We start from the raw sequence: 14,420 nt of genomic DNA, 5'->3' as shown, positions 1-14,420 counted from the left end.
TCAGCAGTGGCCGTCGAGCCAGCGGTGGATCAGGAACAACGCGATCGACGACGGCGGAGGCAGGACCACCCGGTCGCCGTCCCCGGCGTCCACCGGACGACCGGCCAGCACCGCGCCGATGTCCCGCCGGGTGAACCAGCGGGCGTACGCGATCTCCGTCGGGTCGACCCGCACCGGCTCCCCCGGGTCCGCCTCGGCCAGGTAGCCCAGCATCAGCGAGCCGGGGAACGGCCAGGCCTGGCTGCCCGCGTACGTGATCCGCTCGACCCCGACGCCGACCTCCTCGCGGACCTCGCGCAGCACGGCCGCCTCGGCGGACTCCCCCGGCTCGACGTACCCGGCGAGGCAGGAGAACCGCCGCTGCCCCGGGGTCCGTGGCCAGGCGGCGTTGTTGCCGAGCAGGCAACGCCCGTCGGGGCCGTCCACCCCGTCGTGCACCAGGACGATCATCGCCGGGTCGGTACGCGGCCACATCCGGTCGCCGTCCGTGCCCACCCGGGTCCAGCCGCCCTCGGCGACCTCGGTCCGGTGCCCCGACCGGGGCGACCAGCCGTGCCCCAGGTGCCAGTTGACCAGGGCGAGCGCGGTGGTGAAGATGCCCGCGTCCCGGTCGTCGAGCAGGTGGCCGACCTCCCGCAGGTTGGCCTCCCGGGTGCCCGGCAGCTCGGGCAGCGGGGCGTCCACCGCGAAGACCGGCACCCCGTCCGGCTCCACCCCGAGAAAGAGCGGGTAAGCCTCCCCCGGCGTGCCGACCTCGGCGGCGTCCCGCAGCACCAGCACCGGCGGGTTCACGTCGGCCCGGACCAGCGCCCGCCCGTCCCGGGTCGAGTCCAGGACCAGCACCCGGGCCCGCTGCCACGCCTGCGCCAGCCACTGCGGATCGGTACGCCGGTGCGCCGCCCGGTCCAGGGTCGACCGGGCCAGCGGCGGCGCGGTCTCCCCACTCACGCCGACTCCGTCCGGACCGGGGTGAGGGCGGCCAGCGGACCGGCGATCCGTTCGGCGTCACCGAGCACCACCACCACCGCCCGCGCCGGGGCGAGGTAGCGGGCGCCCACCTCGGCGACGTCGTCAACGGTGACCTTCGCCAGCCGGGCGGCGTGCTCGGCGAGGAAGTCCAGCCGCAGCCCGCTGCCCGCGTACGCGCTGGTCAGGGCGGCCAGCCCGGCCTGGGTGGAGATGCCGAGCTGGAGGGTGCCCAGGGCGTACTGGCGGGCCTGCTCCAACTCGTCCGCGCCCGGCGGCAACGACGCCAGCCGGCCCAGCTCGTACGTGGTCTCCAGCAGGGCCGGCCCGGTCACCTCGGTGGCCACCTCGGCCCCGGCGACCAGCACCGACCCGGCCACCGAGTGTTCCACCGACGAGTGCGGGCCGTAGGTGTACCCCTTGTCCTCCCGGATGTTCTCCGTCCAGCGGGACGAGAAGTACCCGCCGAAGATCAGGTTCGCCAGTTGCAGCGCGGCATGGTCCGGATGGGTCCGGGGCACCGCCGGCAACGCGATCCGCAGCGACGACTGCACCGAACCGGGCCGGTCCACCAGCAGCAGCGGACCGGGTTGAAGCGGCGGCGCGGGCGGCAACTCGGCACCCCGGCTGTCCCCCGTCCAACCACCCAGCGCCTTCTCCGCCGCATCCAGCGCGCGTTCCGGCTGCACGTCACCGACCAGCACCAGCACCGCCTCGGCCGGGTGCACCCGCTCGGCGTGCAGCCGGCGCAACGCCGCCGGCCGGACCGCGCGGACCTGGTCCGGCTCCGGGGTCTGCACCGCGTACGGGTGCCGGCCGTACATCCGCCGCAGCAGCGCCGTCCGGGCCAGGTGGGCGGGCTGGCTCAGCGCCACCTGGATCCGGTCCACCAGCCGGTCCCGCTCGGTCTGCACCCAGTCGGCCGGGTAGCTGGCGTCGGTCAGCACGTCGGCCAGGATCTCCAGCATCCGGTCCAGCCCGGTGACCAGGCCCGCGCCGGAGAGCATCAGCCGGTCCGGGTCCGCCCCGGCCGAGAGCCCACCGCCGACCTTCTGCAACTCGGCGGCGATCTCGGTGGCGGTACGGGTGCCGGTGCCGGCCAGCACCGTCTCGGCGAGCATCGCGCCCCGGGCCAGGTGGGTACGGCCGAACGGCATCCACAGTCGCAGCTCGACCAGGGGTACGGCGGGCCGGCGTACCGCGATCACGGTGAGCCCGTTGGCGAGCCGCCGCTCGGCCTGCCGGGGCAGCTTCAGCCGCCGGTTCGGCCCCAGCGGCGGAAGTGCCCGGTTGGCGGTGGTCACGGTGTTCCCTTCGTTCGCGACTGCGGGGCTCGCAAAACCGGCTCGCTCCTCGCGCTCACGGTGTCGTCTTCCATTCGCGACTGCGGGGCTCGCAAAACCGGCTCGCTCCTCGCGCTCATCGGGCACCTCCGGGGATGACCTCGATGGAGGCGCGGCGGTCCGGGCGCAGGGTGGCGGCGGCGGCGCGGACCTGGTCCTCGGTGACCTCGCCGACCAGCCGGGGCAGGTCGTTGAGCAGTCCCGGCTCGCCGCGCTGCTGCTCCAGCACCGCCATCCGCAGTGCCCGGCCGAGCACCGCGTCGGTGTCCCGCAGCAGGTGGGTGGCCATCCGCGCCTGGGTGCGGGCCAGTTCGCCGTCGGTCAGCCCGTCGGTGGCCAGCCGGTCCAGCTCCTCGTCGATGGTGCGCAGCGCCTTGTCCACGTCGCCGCCGGGTGGCAGGTGCGCCTGGAGCAGCAACGCGGTGGGGTCGCGGACGTCGAACGGGTCACCCATGAAACCGAGGTAGCCGCCGAGGCCGGTGACGCTGCGGTCCCGCTGCACCATCCGTTCGACCAGCCGGGAAGCGTCCCCGTCGGTGAGCACCTCGGCGAGCACCACGTAGGGCAGGTAGCCGGCGAAGTCGCCGACCGGGTCAGGCACCCGCCACGCCGAGGCCACCGCCGGCAGCGGCGCCAACTGGTCGGTGTACGCGGTGCGCCGCTCGGTGGTCAGGTCGGGCTCGGTGAAGTCGGGACGCTGCGGGGCGGGGCGGGCCGGCACGTCGCCGAAGTGCCGCTCCACCAGGGCGGTCGCCTCCGCGACGTCGATGTCCCCGCTGACCGCGAGCACGGCGTTGCCGCTGGCGTAGTAGCGGCGGAAGAAGTCGGCGGCGTCGGCGACGGTGGCCGACTCCAGGTCGTCGAAGGAGCCGTAGCCGTCGTGCGCGTTGGGGAAGGTGTCGAACATCACCGGCGGCAGGGTCAGCCAGGGGAACCCGCCGTACGGCCGGTTGAGCACGTTGACCCGGATCTCCTCCTTGACCACGTCGACCTGGTTGCGCAGGTTCTCCTCGGTCAGCCGGGGACCGCGCATCCGGTCGGCCTCCAGGAACAGCGCCCGTTCCAGGGCGTTGCCGGGCAGCGTCTCGTAGTAGTCGGTGTAATCCAGGTGGGTGGAGCCGTTGAAGGTGCCGCCGGCACCCTGCACGTGCCGGAAGTGGGCCAGTTTCTCCAGGTTCTCCGAGCCCTGGAACATCAGGTGCTCGAAGAGGTGGGCGAAGCCGGTACGCCCCTGCGGCTCGGAGCGGATGCCGACGTCGTAGACCACCGCCACGCCGATCACCGAGGCGCTGCGGTCCGGGGTGAGCACCACCCGTAGGCCGTTGTCGAGGGTGAACCGCTCGACCGGGTATTTCGTCGCTGGAATTCTCGCTCTCCGGGTCGGCACGTGATCGACCCTAGCGTGTCGTCACCGGTGACACGGCCGTCCTCGGCCCGCGTCTCAGCGCGACACGGGCCTACGGCTCAGTGCGGCACCGCGACGCGTAGCGCGGTGACCCGGGGCAGCACCTCCGCGCCGACCCGTTCCGCCTCCTCGCGGTGCGGCCAGCCGGAGAGGATGAACTCGTCGACGCCGCTGTGGGCGTACTCGTCGATCCGGGCGGCGACCTCGGCGTAGCTGCCGACCAGGGCGGTGCCCGCCCCCTCGCGGACCAGGCCGATGCCGGCCCACAGGTTCGTCGCGACGGCGAGGCGTCCGCTGCCGCCGCCGTGCAGCGCGGTCATCCGGGCCTGGCCGACGGAGTCCATCCGGCCGAACCGGGCCTGGGCGGCGGCGATCCGCTCCGGGCTCATCCCGGCCCGCAGCCGGTCGGCCTCGGCCCACGCCTCGGCGGCGGTGTGCCGGGCGATGACGTGCAGCCGCAGCCCGGTGCGCAGGGTGCGGCCCAGCTCGGCGGCGCGGGCCCGGATCCGGGCCACCCGGGTGGCGATCGCCGCCGGTGGCTCGCCCCACATCAGGTATGCGTCGGCCTGCCGGGCGGCGACCGCCTCGGCGGCCGGGGACGCGCCCCCGAGGTAGACCGGCGGCGGGTCGGTCAGCGGGCTGGAGAGCCCGCCGCCGTCGACCCGGTAGTGCTCGCCGGCGAAGTCGAACGGGCCGCCGCGCCAGGAGCGGCGGAGCACCTCGATGAACTCGCCGGTACGGGCGTAGCGGGCGTCGTGGTCGAGGAAGTCGCCGTACGCCCGCTGCTCGGTGGGGTCGCCGCCGGTGACGACGTTGAGCGCGAGCCTGCCGCCGGAGACCGCCTGGAACGCCTCGGCCTGCTGGGCGACCAGGGTGGGCAGGGCGAAGCCGGCGCGTACGGCGACCAGCAGGCCGATCCGCCCGGTGTGCTGGGCGACCGCCGCGCAGACGATCCACGGGTCGGGGCAGCCGGAGCCGACCGGGGTGAGCAGGGCGCTGAACCCGCCCGCCTCGGCGGCCCGCGCCACCTCGGTCAGATATCCGACGGTGGCGACCCGTGCGTGCCGGGCCGCGCCGGCGGTGACCGTGGCGGCGCCGACCTGGTCGCCGTCGCCGGAGGTGGGGAGGAACCAGTGGAAGGTCATGTCGGCAGCCCTCTCGCCCTGTCCCGCCCGGTGTACCTCGCCGGGCAGCTAAACCTATCAAGAAGGTAGGAAAACCAGGAATATCTGAGACCCGACATCCCATGATGCGGACGGTGCTTGACGCCGCCGGGGCGCTGACCCACTCTTCCTACCAACTAAATAGGAATACTGCGGATTGGACAGATGATGAGACGGCTCCCCTTCCGTCGGCTGCTCTCCCTCGCCACCCTCGCCGCCGTCGGCGTGGCCACGATGGGCACCACCGCCGCGTGCGGCGACGACGACAGCGCCGGGGGCGACTCCGGCCCGGTCACGCTGCGGCTGGGCTACTTCCCCAACATCACGCACGCCACGGCCGTGGTCGGCGTCGAGAAGGGCATCTTCGCGGAGAAGCTCGGCAGCGACGTCAAGCTGGAGACCAAGACGTTCAACGCCGGCCCGGCCGCCATCGAGGCGGTCTTCTCCGGCGCGCTCGACGCCACGTACATCGGCCCGAACCCGACGGTGAACGCGTTCTCCAAGTCCAAGGGCGAGGCCGTCCGGGTCATCTCCGGCGCCGCCTCCGGCGGGGTCGCCCTGGTGGTCAAGCCCGGGATCACCTCGGTCGAGCAGCTGCGCGGCAAGAAGATCGCCACCCCGCAGCTCGGCAACACCCAGGACGTCGCCCTGCGCTACTGGCTCAAGGAGAAGGGCCTCAAGACCACCAAGGAGGGTGGCGGCGACGTCAAGATCGTCCCACAGGAGAACGCCCAGACGGTCGAGACCTTCTCCAGCGGCTCGATCGACGGCGCGTGGGTGCCCGAGCCGTTCGTCTCCCGGCTGGTCAACGCCGGCGGCACGGTCCTCGTCGACGAGCGGGACCTCTGGCCGGACAAGAAGTTCGTCATCACCAACCTGATCGTCTCCACCAAGTTCCTCAAGGCCCACCCCGAGACGGTGAAGAAGCTGGTCGAGGGGCAGGTCGCGGCGAACGACTTCGTCAACACCAAACCGGACGACGCCCAGCAGGCCATCTCCGACCACATCGGCAAGATCACCGGCAAGCCGCTGGACCTCAAGCTGATCAAGCAGGCGTGGCCCACCCTGCTGTTCACCAACGACCCCATCGCGTCCTCACTCAAGACCGGGCTCGACCACGCCGTCGCGGTCGAGTTGACCCAGCCGGTCGACCTCGACGGCCTCTACGACCTGAAGTACCTCAACGAGGTGCTCAAGGCGCAGGGCCAGGCCGAGGTCACCCAGCCGTGACGTCGACCACGACGCCGCCGGAGAGCGCGACCGCCGCGGTCGCGCTCTCCGGCGTGACCAAGGTGTACGGGCGCGGGACGAACGCCGTCCTCGCCCTGGACGGGGTCAGCCTCGACGTCCGGCCCGGGGAGTTCGTCTGCCTCGTCGGCGCGTCCGGCTGCGGCAAGAGCACCCTGCTCAACCTCGTCGCCGGGTTGGACCGGGCGCAGGGCGGCACCATCACGGTGGCCGACGACGCCCACCCCGGCCTGATGTTCCAGGAGCCGGCGCTCTTCCCGTGGCTGACCGTCGAGGCCAACGTCGAGGTGCCGTTGAAGCTGCGCGGGCTGCCCCGGGCCGAGCGTCGGGAACGGGTGGCGGAGCTGCTGGGCACCGTCCACCTGTCCGACTTCGGCCGCAAACGGCCGCACGAACTCTCCGGCGGCATGCGGCAGCGGGTCGCCCTGGCCCGCACCCTCGCCCTGGACACCCCGGTCCTGCTGATGGACGAGCCGTTCGGCGCGCTCGACGCGATGACCCGGGACATCCTGCACGACGAACTCGAACGCATCTGGGCGCAACGGCAGCTCACCGTGCTGTTCGTGACGCACAACGTCCGGGAGGCGGCCCGGCTCGCCGACCGGATCATCCTGCTCAGCAGCCGGCCCGGACGGATCATCTGGTCCACCGAGGTGAACGTGCCCCGACCCCGGCGCATCGACTCCCCTGAGATCGCCGCGATCGCCTCCGAGGTCACCGACCGACTCCGTACCGAGGTGGGCCGCCATGGCAAATGACACCCTGACCGGCGCGGCCCGCACCGACGCGGAGATCTCCGGGCTCGACGCGCTGGAGATCGCCGGCCGGGAGAAGGAGGTCTCCCGGGGTGCCCGGCTCTGGGCGTCCACCTGGCCCAAGCTCGCCGCGCTCGCCATCGCCATCGGGCTGTGGCAGGTGGTGGTCTGGAGCGGGTGGAAGCCGCCGTACTCGCTGCCCGGCCCGGTCACCGTCGCCGAGGAACTGGCCCGGCAGGCCGGCGGCCGGCAACTCTGGGACGGACTCGCCACCACGCTGCAACGGGCGGCGCTCGGCTACGTCTTCTCGGTCGCGGTCGGCCTGCTGGTCGGCCTGGCGGTGGCCCGCTCCAAGGTGCTGCGGGCGGCGATCGGCTCGATGATCACCGCATTGCAGACGATGCCGTCGATCGCCTGGTTCCCGCTGGCCATCCTGCTGTTCGAGCTGAGCGAGAAGGCGATCTTCTTCGTGGTGGTGCTCGGTGCCGCGCCGTCCATCGCCAACGGGGTGATCAGTGGGGTCGACTACGTGCCGCCGCTGCTGGTCCGGGCCGGGCGCAACCTCGGCGCCCGTGGGCTGAACCTCTACCGGTACGTCATCGCGCCGGCCGCGCTGCCGGCCATCGTCGCCGGGCTCAAGCAGGGCTGGGCCTTCTCTTGGCGCAGCCTGATGGCCGGTGAGCTGCTGGTGGTCGGCATCTCGCAGACCTCCCTGGGTGCCCAGCTCACCTACTCCCGGGAACTGTCCGACGCGCCCTGGCTGCTCTCCACGATGATCGTCATCCTGGTGGTCGGGCTGGTGGTCGACGCCGCCTTCGGGGCGGCCGACCGGGCGATCCGCCGTCGCTGGGGCGTGCTGGACCAGGCTGGTCAGTGACGTGTACATCTCCGCGCGCAGCGACTACGCGCTCCGGGCCATGCTCGCCGTCGCCGCCTGCGGCGACGGCGGGACCACCCGCCCCGACGGCGGTGACGGCGGACGCCCCGACGGGGGTGGGGATCTGGTCAAGGCGGCGAGCCTGGCGCGGGCGCAGGGCATCCCGCTGAGCTTCCTCCAGGGCATCCTGCTCGACCTGCGCCGCGCCGGCCTGCTGCACAGTCACCGGGGCACCGAGGGTGGCTACGCGCTGACCCGTCCCGCCTCGCAGATCAGCGTCGGGGACGTGCTTCGTGCCGTCGGTGGTTCACTGACCACCGTACGGGGGCTGCCCGCCGAGGACGCCGGCTACCACGGGGTGGCCGCCGGCCTGCGTGACGTGTGGCTCGCGGTGGACGGCGCGATCGCCGTGGTGGTGGACCGGACCACGCTGACCGACCTGCTCGTCCACCAGGAGCAGGCCCCGGCCCGCTGACGGCGGTCGTCCCGTCCGGCCGTCGGTCCCCCAGGACCCGACGGCCGGACGGGACGACCTGACCTACCGCCCCCCGCGGGAGGCTCAGCCGGCGGTCAGCTCGACCGTCGACGGATGCCCCTCGTCGGGGCTGTGCAGTTCGACCAGCCCGGCCGGGGCGGCACGCCCCGGCCTCGGGTGCCAGGGCGCGAACGCCGCGACCATGGCGAGCAGGAGCCCGGCACCCGCCACGGCGAACACCACCAGTAGCTCGCGCCCCGCTCCCGACTCAGCGTCGCCCCCCATGGTCACCCCTCCCGTGCCCGACCGCGCCGGCCGGTTCTTCCCCCGGGAGCAAGCTTCGACCAGTCGGGCCGAATGGAACAGTCACCGATCGGACGCAATACAGCCGGCAAGCCGACCGACCTGGCTACATGATCACCGAGGGTCCGGGTCCGACCCCGTACCGTCCCCGAACTGCGACGACACGCGGTCCCGAGCCACACCCATCGCAAGATCAACACGCCTGGGCCGAGGTTGCGGCCACCCGGCCAGCCGACGCCGCAACATCGGCCCACTTGAGTCGATCTCCGCCGGGCGGTCGGCCCCGGGCGCCGCCAGCGACGGGACCGGGAACGCGCGGCGGTCAGGCGGTACGGGGGCGACGCGGGCGGCGGGACCGGCCCGAGGTTCGGTGCGGACGGCCACCCTCGCCGCCGCCACCGACGGCGGCCCGGGCACGACCGCCCTCGCCACCGGCAGCATGAGACCGACCGCCCTCGCCACCGGCACGCTGCCGGGCGGCCGGGGCGGGCTGCGGGGCGACGATGGTCACCGGCACGCCGGACGGCTCACGGGCCCCGGTCACCCGGGCCAGCGCACCGTCGCCGAGGCGCACCTGGGTCGACTGCGGGGAGATGCCGGCGATGCTCATCAGCCGGGAGACGTCCCGGCGCTGCTCCGGCAGGACCAGGGTCACCACCTGGCCGGCCTCACCGGCCCGCGCGGTCCGGCCACCCCGGTGCAGGTAGTCCTTCGCCTCGGTCGGCGGGTCCACGTTGACCACCATGTCGAGGCCGTCGACGTGGATGCCCCGGGCCGCCACGTCGGTGGCGACCAGGGCGGTCACCTGACCGGTGCGGAACTGCTCCAGGATGCGGGTGCGCTGCGGCTGGGACTTCCCGCCGTGCAGCGCCGCGGCGCGGACGCCCTTGGCGAGCAGTTGCCGGGCCATCCGGTCGGCGCGGTGCTTGGTCGCCATGAACAGGATGGTGCGGCCCTCACGGGCGGCGATCTGGGTCAGCGCGGCGGGCTTGTCGGCCGCGTCGACGTGCAGGACATGGTGGGTCATCGCGGTCACCGTGGCGGTGCCCGGGTCCACCGAGTGCGACACCGGGTTGCTGAGGAACCGGCGCACGAGGCGGTCCACCCCGCCGTCCAGGGTCGCCGAGAAGAGCATCCGCTGGCCGTTCGGGGCGACCTGCTCCAGCAGCTTGGTCACCTGCGGCAGGAAGCCCATGTCGGCCATCTGGTCGGCCTCGTCGAGCACGGTGATGGCGACCTGGTCGAGCCGGGCGTCACCCCGGTTGATCAGGTCGTGCAGCCGGCCCGGGGTGGCGACCAGCACCTCGGCCCCGGCGCGCAGCGCGTCCGCCTGCCGTTGCAGGGACAGGCCACCGACGACGGTGACGCAGCGCAGCCCCAGCGCCCGGGCGTACGGGGTGAGTGCCGTGGTGACCTGGGCGGCCAGTTCCCGGGTGGGGACCAGCACCAGGGCGAGCGGGCGGCCGGGGCGGCCCCGGTGGCCGGCGGTGCGGTGCAGCAGCGGGAGCCCGAAGGCGAGGGTCTTGCCCGAGCCGGTGCGGCCCCGGCCGAGCACGTCCCGGCCGGCCAGCGAATCCGGCAGGGTGGCCGCCTGGATCGGGAACGGCTCGGTGATGCCCTGCTTGGTCAGCTCGGCGAGCAGCGCCGGCGCGAGGCCGGTCGCGGCGAAGGTGGGAACGGTCATGGTCATGCGGAAATGGCCTTCCTCGACGCGGCACGTGTCGAGGGAGGGCGCCGGGAACCGGCGCGGTCGCCGACGGAGCAGTCCGTCGGGGACTCACAAGCACGAACCGATGGGGTACGGGAGCCGGTCCGCCGCAGCACGCCGCGTCCCGCCGGAGCGGGGGGCGGCGCGGCGGACCGGTCCGTCACCGGGTCCGGAGGACCCGGAGGGTGTTACCGGACGATCCGAAGATCAGAGCGGACGGATGTTCTCCGCCTGCGGGCCCTTCTGGCCCTGGGTCACCTCGAACTCGACCCGCTGGTTCTCGTCCAGGCTCCGGTAGCCGGAGGTCTGGATCGCCGAGAAGTGGGCGAAGACGTCGGCGCCGCCGCCGTCCGGGGTGATGAAGCCGAAGCCCTTGTCAGCGTTGAACCACTTGACGGTGCCAATTGCCATCTGTTTCGTCTCCTTGACGGAACGTCGGACCCGCACCTGTTGCGGGCCCGAAGAGGAGCGCTCCGCGCGGGATGCGCGAATCGCCTGTTGTTTTTGGTCGCCCCGCCCGGAGAACTCCGGACACAACAAAGAGCGCCTGGGGCCACAATCCGCCAGGCGCACACAGAGTCTCTGGAAACCAAAACTGCAACAAGAGCAACTTACCACGGATCTGCCGTCGCGCCACCCCCCACCGGATTTTCCGGCAACCCGGCGATGATCGCGGTCAGCCCGTCGGCGTCCAGCAGGTCGGCCGGGCGCACGGTCACCCCCTCCCGGACGTAGTGGAAGGCGGCCCCCACCCGGTCCACCGGCACCCCGGCCAGCTCCGCCCAGGCCAGCCGGTAGACGGCCAACTGCACCGCGACCACCTCGGCCTCCGCGCCGGTCGGTTGCCGTCCGGTCTTCCAGTCGACCACGTCGTACCTCCCGCCGGGGCGGGAGAAGACGGCGTCCATCCGACCCCGGACCACCACGCCGGCCAGCACCGTGGCGAACGGCACCTCCACCTCCACCGGCACCCGGTCGGCCCACTCGCTGGCCAGGAAGCGCTCCTGGAGCTCGGCCAGCGCCCCGTCGGGCGCGGCGTCCGCGTCGGCGGCACCCGGCAGCTCGTCCACGTCGAGCAGCCGGTCGATCCCGAACCGGGACTCCAGCCAGGCGTGGAAGGCGGTGCCCCGCCGGGCGTACGGGCTGGGTGGGGTGGGCATCGGCCGGCGCAGCGTACGGGCCAGTTGGGCCGGGTCCCGGCGCAGGGCCACCAGCTGGGTCACCGACAGGTGGTCGGGCAGGGTCACCTCGACCGCCTCGGCCTGCCGCAGCAGCTCCGCCCGTTCGGCCAGGAGCAGGTCCGCCTCCCGCCGCCACCGGACCACCTCCGGATCGGGCTCCGGAGCAGCCGACTCCCCGGCCGCCGGCTGCGGGTCGGCCGCCTGCGCACCCGCCGCCGGTGGGCCCGCCACCGCCCGGTCCACCGGCGGTGGACCCACCGACTGTGGACCCGCCACCGTCGGGGTGCCGGGGGCGGAAGCGCGGTGAGCCGCGTCGGGGTCGGCGAGGAAGCGGCGGACCAGGGCCGCCGCGTCGGTCAGCGCCGGCCGGCGGGGGCCCAGCGGGTCGGCCGGCCACTCCGCCCGCAACACCAGCGCGGTGGTCGGATTGACCGCGTCACCTGCCGGTTCGGGCGCCCACTCGTCGATCAGCAGGCCGTCGCCACCGGTCAGGCAGGCGTCGTACACCTCGCGGAGCAGCACCGACGGTCCCCGGAACCGCTTGGTCCCCTCCCCCCACCAGTAGCCGGAGCAGAGCAGCAGCCGCCGGGGCCGGGTCACCGCCACGTACGCCAGCCGGCGTTCCTCCCGCTCGTCGTGCGCCCGCCAGGCGTCGGTGAAGTCGGCCACCGCACGGGCCACCCCCCGCTGGTCGGTCACCTCGGCCAGGTCGAGCGCGGGCAGCCCGTCGGCGTCGCCGCGCAGCGGGAACGGCAGCACCCCGAGCCCGCCCAGCCATTGGTCGGAGTTGCGGACCTGACCGGGCCAGCCGCCCCGGGTCAGCCCGGCGACCGCGACGACGTCCCACTCCAGACCCTTGGCGGCGTGCGCGGTGAGCACCTGCACCGCGCCGTCGACCACCTCCACCTCGCCCGGGGACAGCCCCCGCTCCTCGTCCTCGGCGGCGGCCAGGTAGGCAAGGAAACCGGCGAGCGTCGCCGCCGGGGTCTCGCCGCTGAACCGGGCCGCCACGTCACCGAGCGCGTCCAGGTGCCCCCGGGCCAGTCCGGCGTCACCGGTGCCGTCCCGGCCGGCCCGGACCGCCACCTCGACGTCCAGCCCGATGGTGCGTTCCACGTCCGCGATCAGCTCCGGCAGCGTCTGGTCCAGCCGGTACCGCAGCAGGGCCAGCTCCATCCCGTACGACCGCAGCCGGGCGTAGCCCTCCGCCGAGTACGCCTGCGCCGGCCCCAGGTCGGCCAGCGCCTCCACCAGGCTCGCCTCGTCGAGGGCGTCCACCACGATCTCCGGCCCGTCGTCGCCGGTCACCTCCCGGCGGGCCCGGGCGATGGCCCGCGCCCGGCGGTGCAGGGCCACCAGGTCACGCGGCCCGATCCGCCAGCGCGCCCCGGTCAGCAGCCGCAACAGCGCCGCCCCGTCGGTCGGGTCGGCCAGCACCCGCAGGGTGCAGACCACGTCGCGTACCTCCGGGGTGTCCAGCAGCCCACCCAGGCCGACCACCTCGACCGGCAGCCCCCGGGCCCGCAGGGCCGCCTCGATCGCCGGGATCTGGCTGCGTACCCGGACCAGCACGGCGGTGGGGGGGCGCTGCGACACCGGGATGTGCTCGGGCAGCGCGCCGGGCATCCGGGCCGCCCCCCGCCAGGCGGCGAGCACGCTGTCGGCGATCCAGTCCGCCTCGTCGACGTACGTGGGCAGCAGCGCGCAGTGCACGGTGCCGGCGGCCCGCCCGCGCGGGCTGCGGTGCGGGATCGGGTCGCGGACACTCAACGCGGCGTGCAGCTCCGGCACCCGGGCACCGGCGGCGCGCAGCGGCACCGACAGCGCGTTGGCCACCCCGAGGATCTCCGGCCGGTTACGCCAACTGGTGGTGAGGCTCATCACGTCGGCGGGGGTGCCGTCGGCGCGGGCGAAGTCGGTGGGGAACCGGTCGAGCGTGCCGGCACTGGCCCCCCGCCAGCCGTAGATCGACTGACAGGGGTCGCCGACCGCGGTGACCGGGTGACCGCCGCCGAAGAGATGGTTGAGCAGCACCACCTGGGCGTGGCTGGTGTCCTGGTACTCGTCGAGCAGCACCACCCGGTACCGGTCCCGCTCGACCGCGCCGACCGCCGGATGGTCGCGGGCCACCCGGGCGGCGCGGGCGAGCTGGTCGGCGAAGTCCATCGCCTCGAAGTCGTCCTTGCGCCGGGCGTACGCCCGCACCAGCGGCAGCAGCTTCAACCGGGTCCGCTGGAGTTGCAGCGCCCTACGCACGTCGGCGTAGACGCGGCCCGGGTGGGACTGCACCTCGGCGAAGAACCGGCCCGTCCAGGCGGCCAGCGTGTCCGGGTCGACCAGGTGCTCGTCGAGTTCGCCGGCCAGCGCGAGCACGGCGTCGGTGACGGTGCTGGGCATCCGGTCGACCTCGGACATGTCGCCGTCGTAGTTGCGCACCAGCAGGTCGACGAGCTGCCACCGGGACGCCTCGGTGAGCAGCCGGGTGGTCGGCTCGTAGCCGGCCCGCAGCCCGTGTTCGGTGACAATCCGCCCGGCGTACGAGTGGTAGGTGGCGACGGTGGGCTCACCGGCCAGCGGATCGTCGAGCGGATTGCGGGCCCGCCGCCCGAGCCGCCGCACCAACTGGTCGAGCCGGGTACGCACCCGGTGCGCCAGCTCACCGGCGGCCTTACGGGTGAAGGTCAGCCCGAGGATCTGCTCCGGGCGGACGTACGAGTTGGCGACCAGCCAGACCACCCGGGCGGCCATCGTCTCGGTCTTGCCCGAGCCGGCGCCCGCCACCACCAGCAGCGGCGCGACAGGCGCCGCGATGATCGCGGCCTGCTCGGCGGTGGGGGCGGGCAGCCGCAGCAGCCGGGCCAGCTCCACAGGCGTGTAGCGCGGCCCGGCGTCGGCGGTACGCGGCACGGGAGTGGCAGCGCTGAACAGGGTCGGCTGGGTCACCGCTCTCCCCTCGTCGCGCACCGCGGCCCCGGCCGCCCGGTCGTCGGTGGCGC

12 protein-coding genes are annotated in these 14,420 nt (G+C 73.8%); 4 read left to right on the top strand and 8 right to left on the bottom strand.

The window, feature by feature from the left end; translation table 11 throughout:
• The 4 genes from nudC to ACN260_RS03655 form a co-directional block, all read right to left on the bottom strand.
• Positions 1–948, bottom strand: coding sequence for an NAD(+) diphosphatase (nudC, locus tag ACN260_RS03670; protein WP_422754703.1), 948 nt, complete (start codon positions 946–948; stop codon positions 1–3).
• Positions 945–2,270, bottom strand: coding sequence for a M16 family metallopeptidase (locus ACN260_RS03665; RefSeq protein ID WP_422754702.1), 1,326 nt, complete (start codon positions 2,268–2,270; stop codon positions 945–947). Before ACN260_RS03665 ends, nudC begins: the two co-directional genes overlap by 4 nt.
• A 115-nt stretch (positions 2,271–2,385) precedes the next feature.
• A complete protein-coding gene (locus ACN260_RS03660) occupies positions 2,386–3,696 on the bottom strand; it encodes a M16 family metallopeptidase (protein ID WP_422754701.1) in 1,311 nt (436 codons plus the stop codon).
• 77 nt (positions 3,697–3,773) lie between these two features.
• Entirely contained in the window at positions 3,774–4,859 is a 1,086-nt protein-coding gene (locus ACN260_RS03655) for an LLM class flavin-dependent oxidoreductase (RefSeq protein WP_422754700.1), read from the bottom strand.
• A 186-nt stretch (positions 4,860–5,045) separates the two neighbouring features.
• Here ACN260_RS03655 and ACN260_RS03650 point away from each other — a divergent pair, with 186 nt between their 5' ends.
• From ACN260_RS03650 to ACN260_RS03635, 4 genes are read left to right on the top strand one after another with little or no spacing between them, the layout of a single operon-like run.
• Positions 5,046–6,107: an ABC transporter substrate-binding protein gene (locus tag ACN260_RS03650; RefSeq protein WP_422754699.1), complete on the top strand. Its 1,062-nt coding sequence runs from the start codon at positions 5,046–5,048 to the stop codon at positions 6,105–6,107.
• Positions 6,104–6,883 (top strand): ABC transporter ATP-binding protein, encoded by a 780-nt coding sequence (locus ACN260_RS03645; protein WP_422754698.1) that lies wholly within the window; start codon positions 6,104–6,106, stop codon positions 6,881–6,883. The genes ACN260_RS03650 and ACN260_RS03645 overlap by 4 nt, the downstream gene beginning before the upstream one ends.
• A complete protein-coding gene (locus tag ACN260_RS03640) occupies positions 6,873–7,757 on the top strand; it encodes an ABC transporter permease (RefSeq protein ID WP_088644248.1) in 885 nt (294 codons plus the stop codon). The genes ACN260_RS03645 and ACN260_RS03640 overlap by 11 nt, the downstream gene beginning before the upstream one ends.
• Before the next feature lies 1 nt (position 7,758).
• The gene (locus ACN260_RS03635; protein ID WP_422754697.1) at positions 7,759–8,232 is read left to right on the top strand and encodes an RrF2 family transcriptional regulator; all 474 of its coding nucleotides are present in this window, start codon (positions 7,759–7,761) and stop codon (positions 8,230–8,232) included.
• A gap of 84 nt (positions 8,233–8,316) precedes the next feature.
• On the opposite strand, the gene ACN260_RS03630 is transcribed toward ACN260_RS03635, so the two are convergent.
• The 4 genes from ACN260_RS03630 to ACN260_RS03615 form a co-directional block, all read right to left on the bottom strand.
• On the bottom strand, positions 8,317–8,517 hold the full coding sequence (locus ACN260_RS03630) for a hypothetical protein (RefSeq protein WP_422754696.1): 201 nt from the start codon (positions 8,515–8,517) through the stop codon (positions 8,317–8,319).
• A gap of 340 nt (positions 8,518–8,857) precedes the next feature.
• Positions 8,858–10,225 carry a DEAD/DEAH box helicase gene (locus ACN260_RS03625; RefSeq protein ID WP_422754695.1) on the bottom strand — a complete coding sequence of 456 codons (1,368 nt, stop codon included), beginning with the start codon at positions 10,223–10,225 and terminating at the stop codon, positions 8,858–8,860.
• Between the two features lie 225 nt (positions 10,226–10,450).
• Positions 10,451–10,654 (bottom strand): cold-shock protein, encoded by a 204-nt coding sequence (locus tag ACN260_RS03620; protein WP_067374184.1) that lies wholly within the window; start codon positions 10,652–10,654, stop codon positions 10,451–10,453.
• A 200-nt stretch (positions 10,655–10,854) separates the two neighbouring features.
• A complete protein-coding gene (locus ACN260_RS03615; protein WP_422754694.1) occupies positions 10,855–14,367 on the bottom strand; it encodes an ATP-dependent helicase in 3,513 nt (1,170 codons plus the stop codon).
• Positions 14,368–14,420: the final 53 nt, after the last annotated feature.

Source organism: Micromonospora sp. WMMD708 (assembly GCF_049315245.1).
GTDB lineage: Bacteria > Actinomycetota > Actinomycetes > Mycobacteriales > Micromonosporaceae > Micromonospora > Micromonospora wenchangensis.
The sequence above is the reverse complement of the archived record's forward strand: the minus strand, read 5'-3'. Positions and strand labels throughout refer to the sequence as shown.

Bases quoted from the DNA above. Each gene is read 5' to 3' on its own strand.
- ACN260_RS03655 (WP_422754700.1), bottom strand. From the start codon at position 4,859: ATGACCTTCCACTGGTTCCTCCCCACCTCCGGCGACGGCGACCAGGTC.
- ACN260_RS03650 (WP_422754699.1), top strand. From the start codon at position 5,046: ATGAGACGGCTCCCCTTCCGTCGGCTGCTCTCCCTCGCCACCCTCGCC.
- ACN260_RS03640 (WP_088644248.1), top strand. From the start codon at position 6,873: ATGGCAAATGACACCCTGACCGGCGCGGCCCGCACCGACGCGGAGATC.
- ACN260_RS03630 (WP_422754696.1), bottom strand. From the start codon at position 8,517: ATGGGGGGCGACGCTGAGTCGGGAGCGGGGCGCGAGCTACTGGTGGTG.
- ACN260_RS03625 (WP_422754695.1), bottom strand. From the start codon at position 10,225: ATGACCATGACCGTTCCCACCTTCGCCGCGACCGGCCTCGCGCCGGCG.
- ACN260_RS03620 (WP_067374184.1), bottom strand. From the start codon at position 10,654: ATGGCAATTGGCACCGTCAAGTGGTTCAACGCTGACAAGGGCTTCGGC.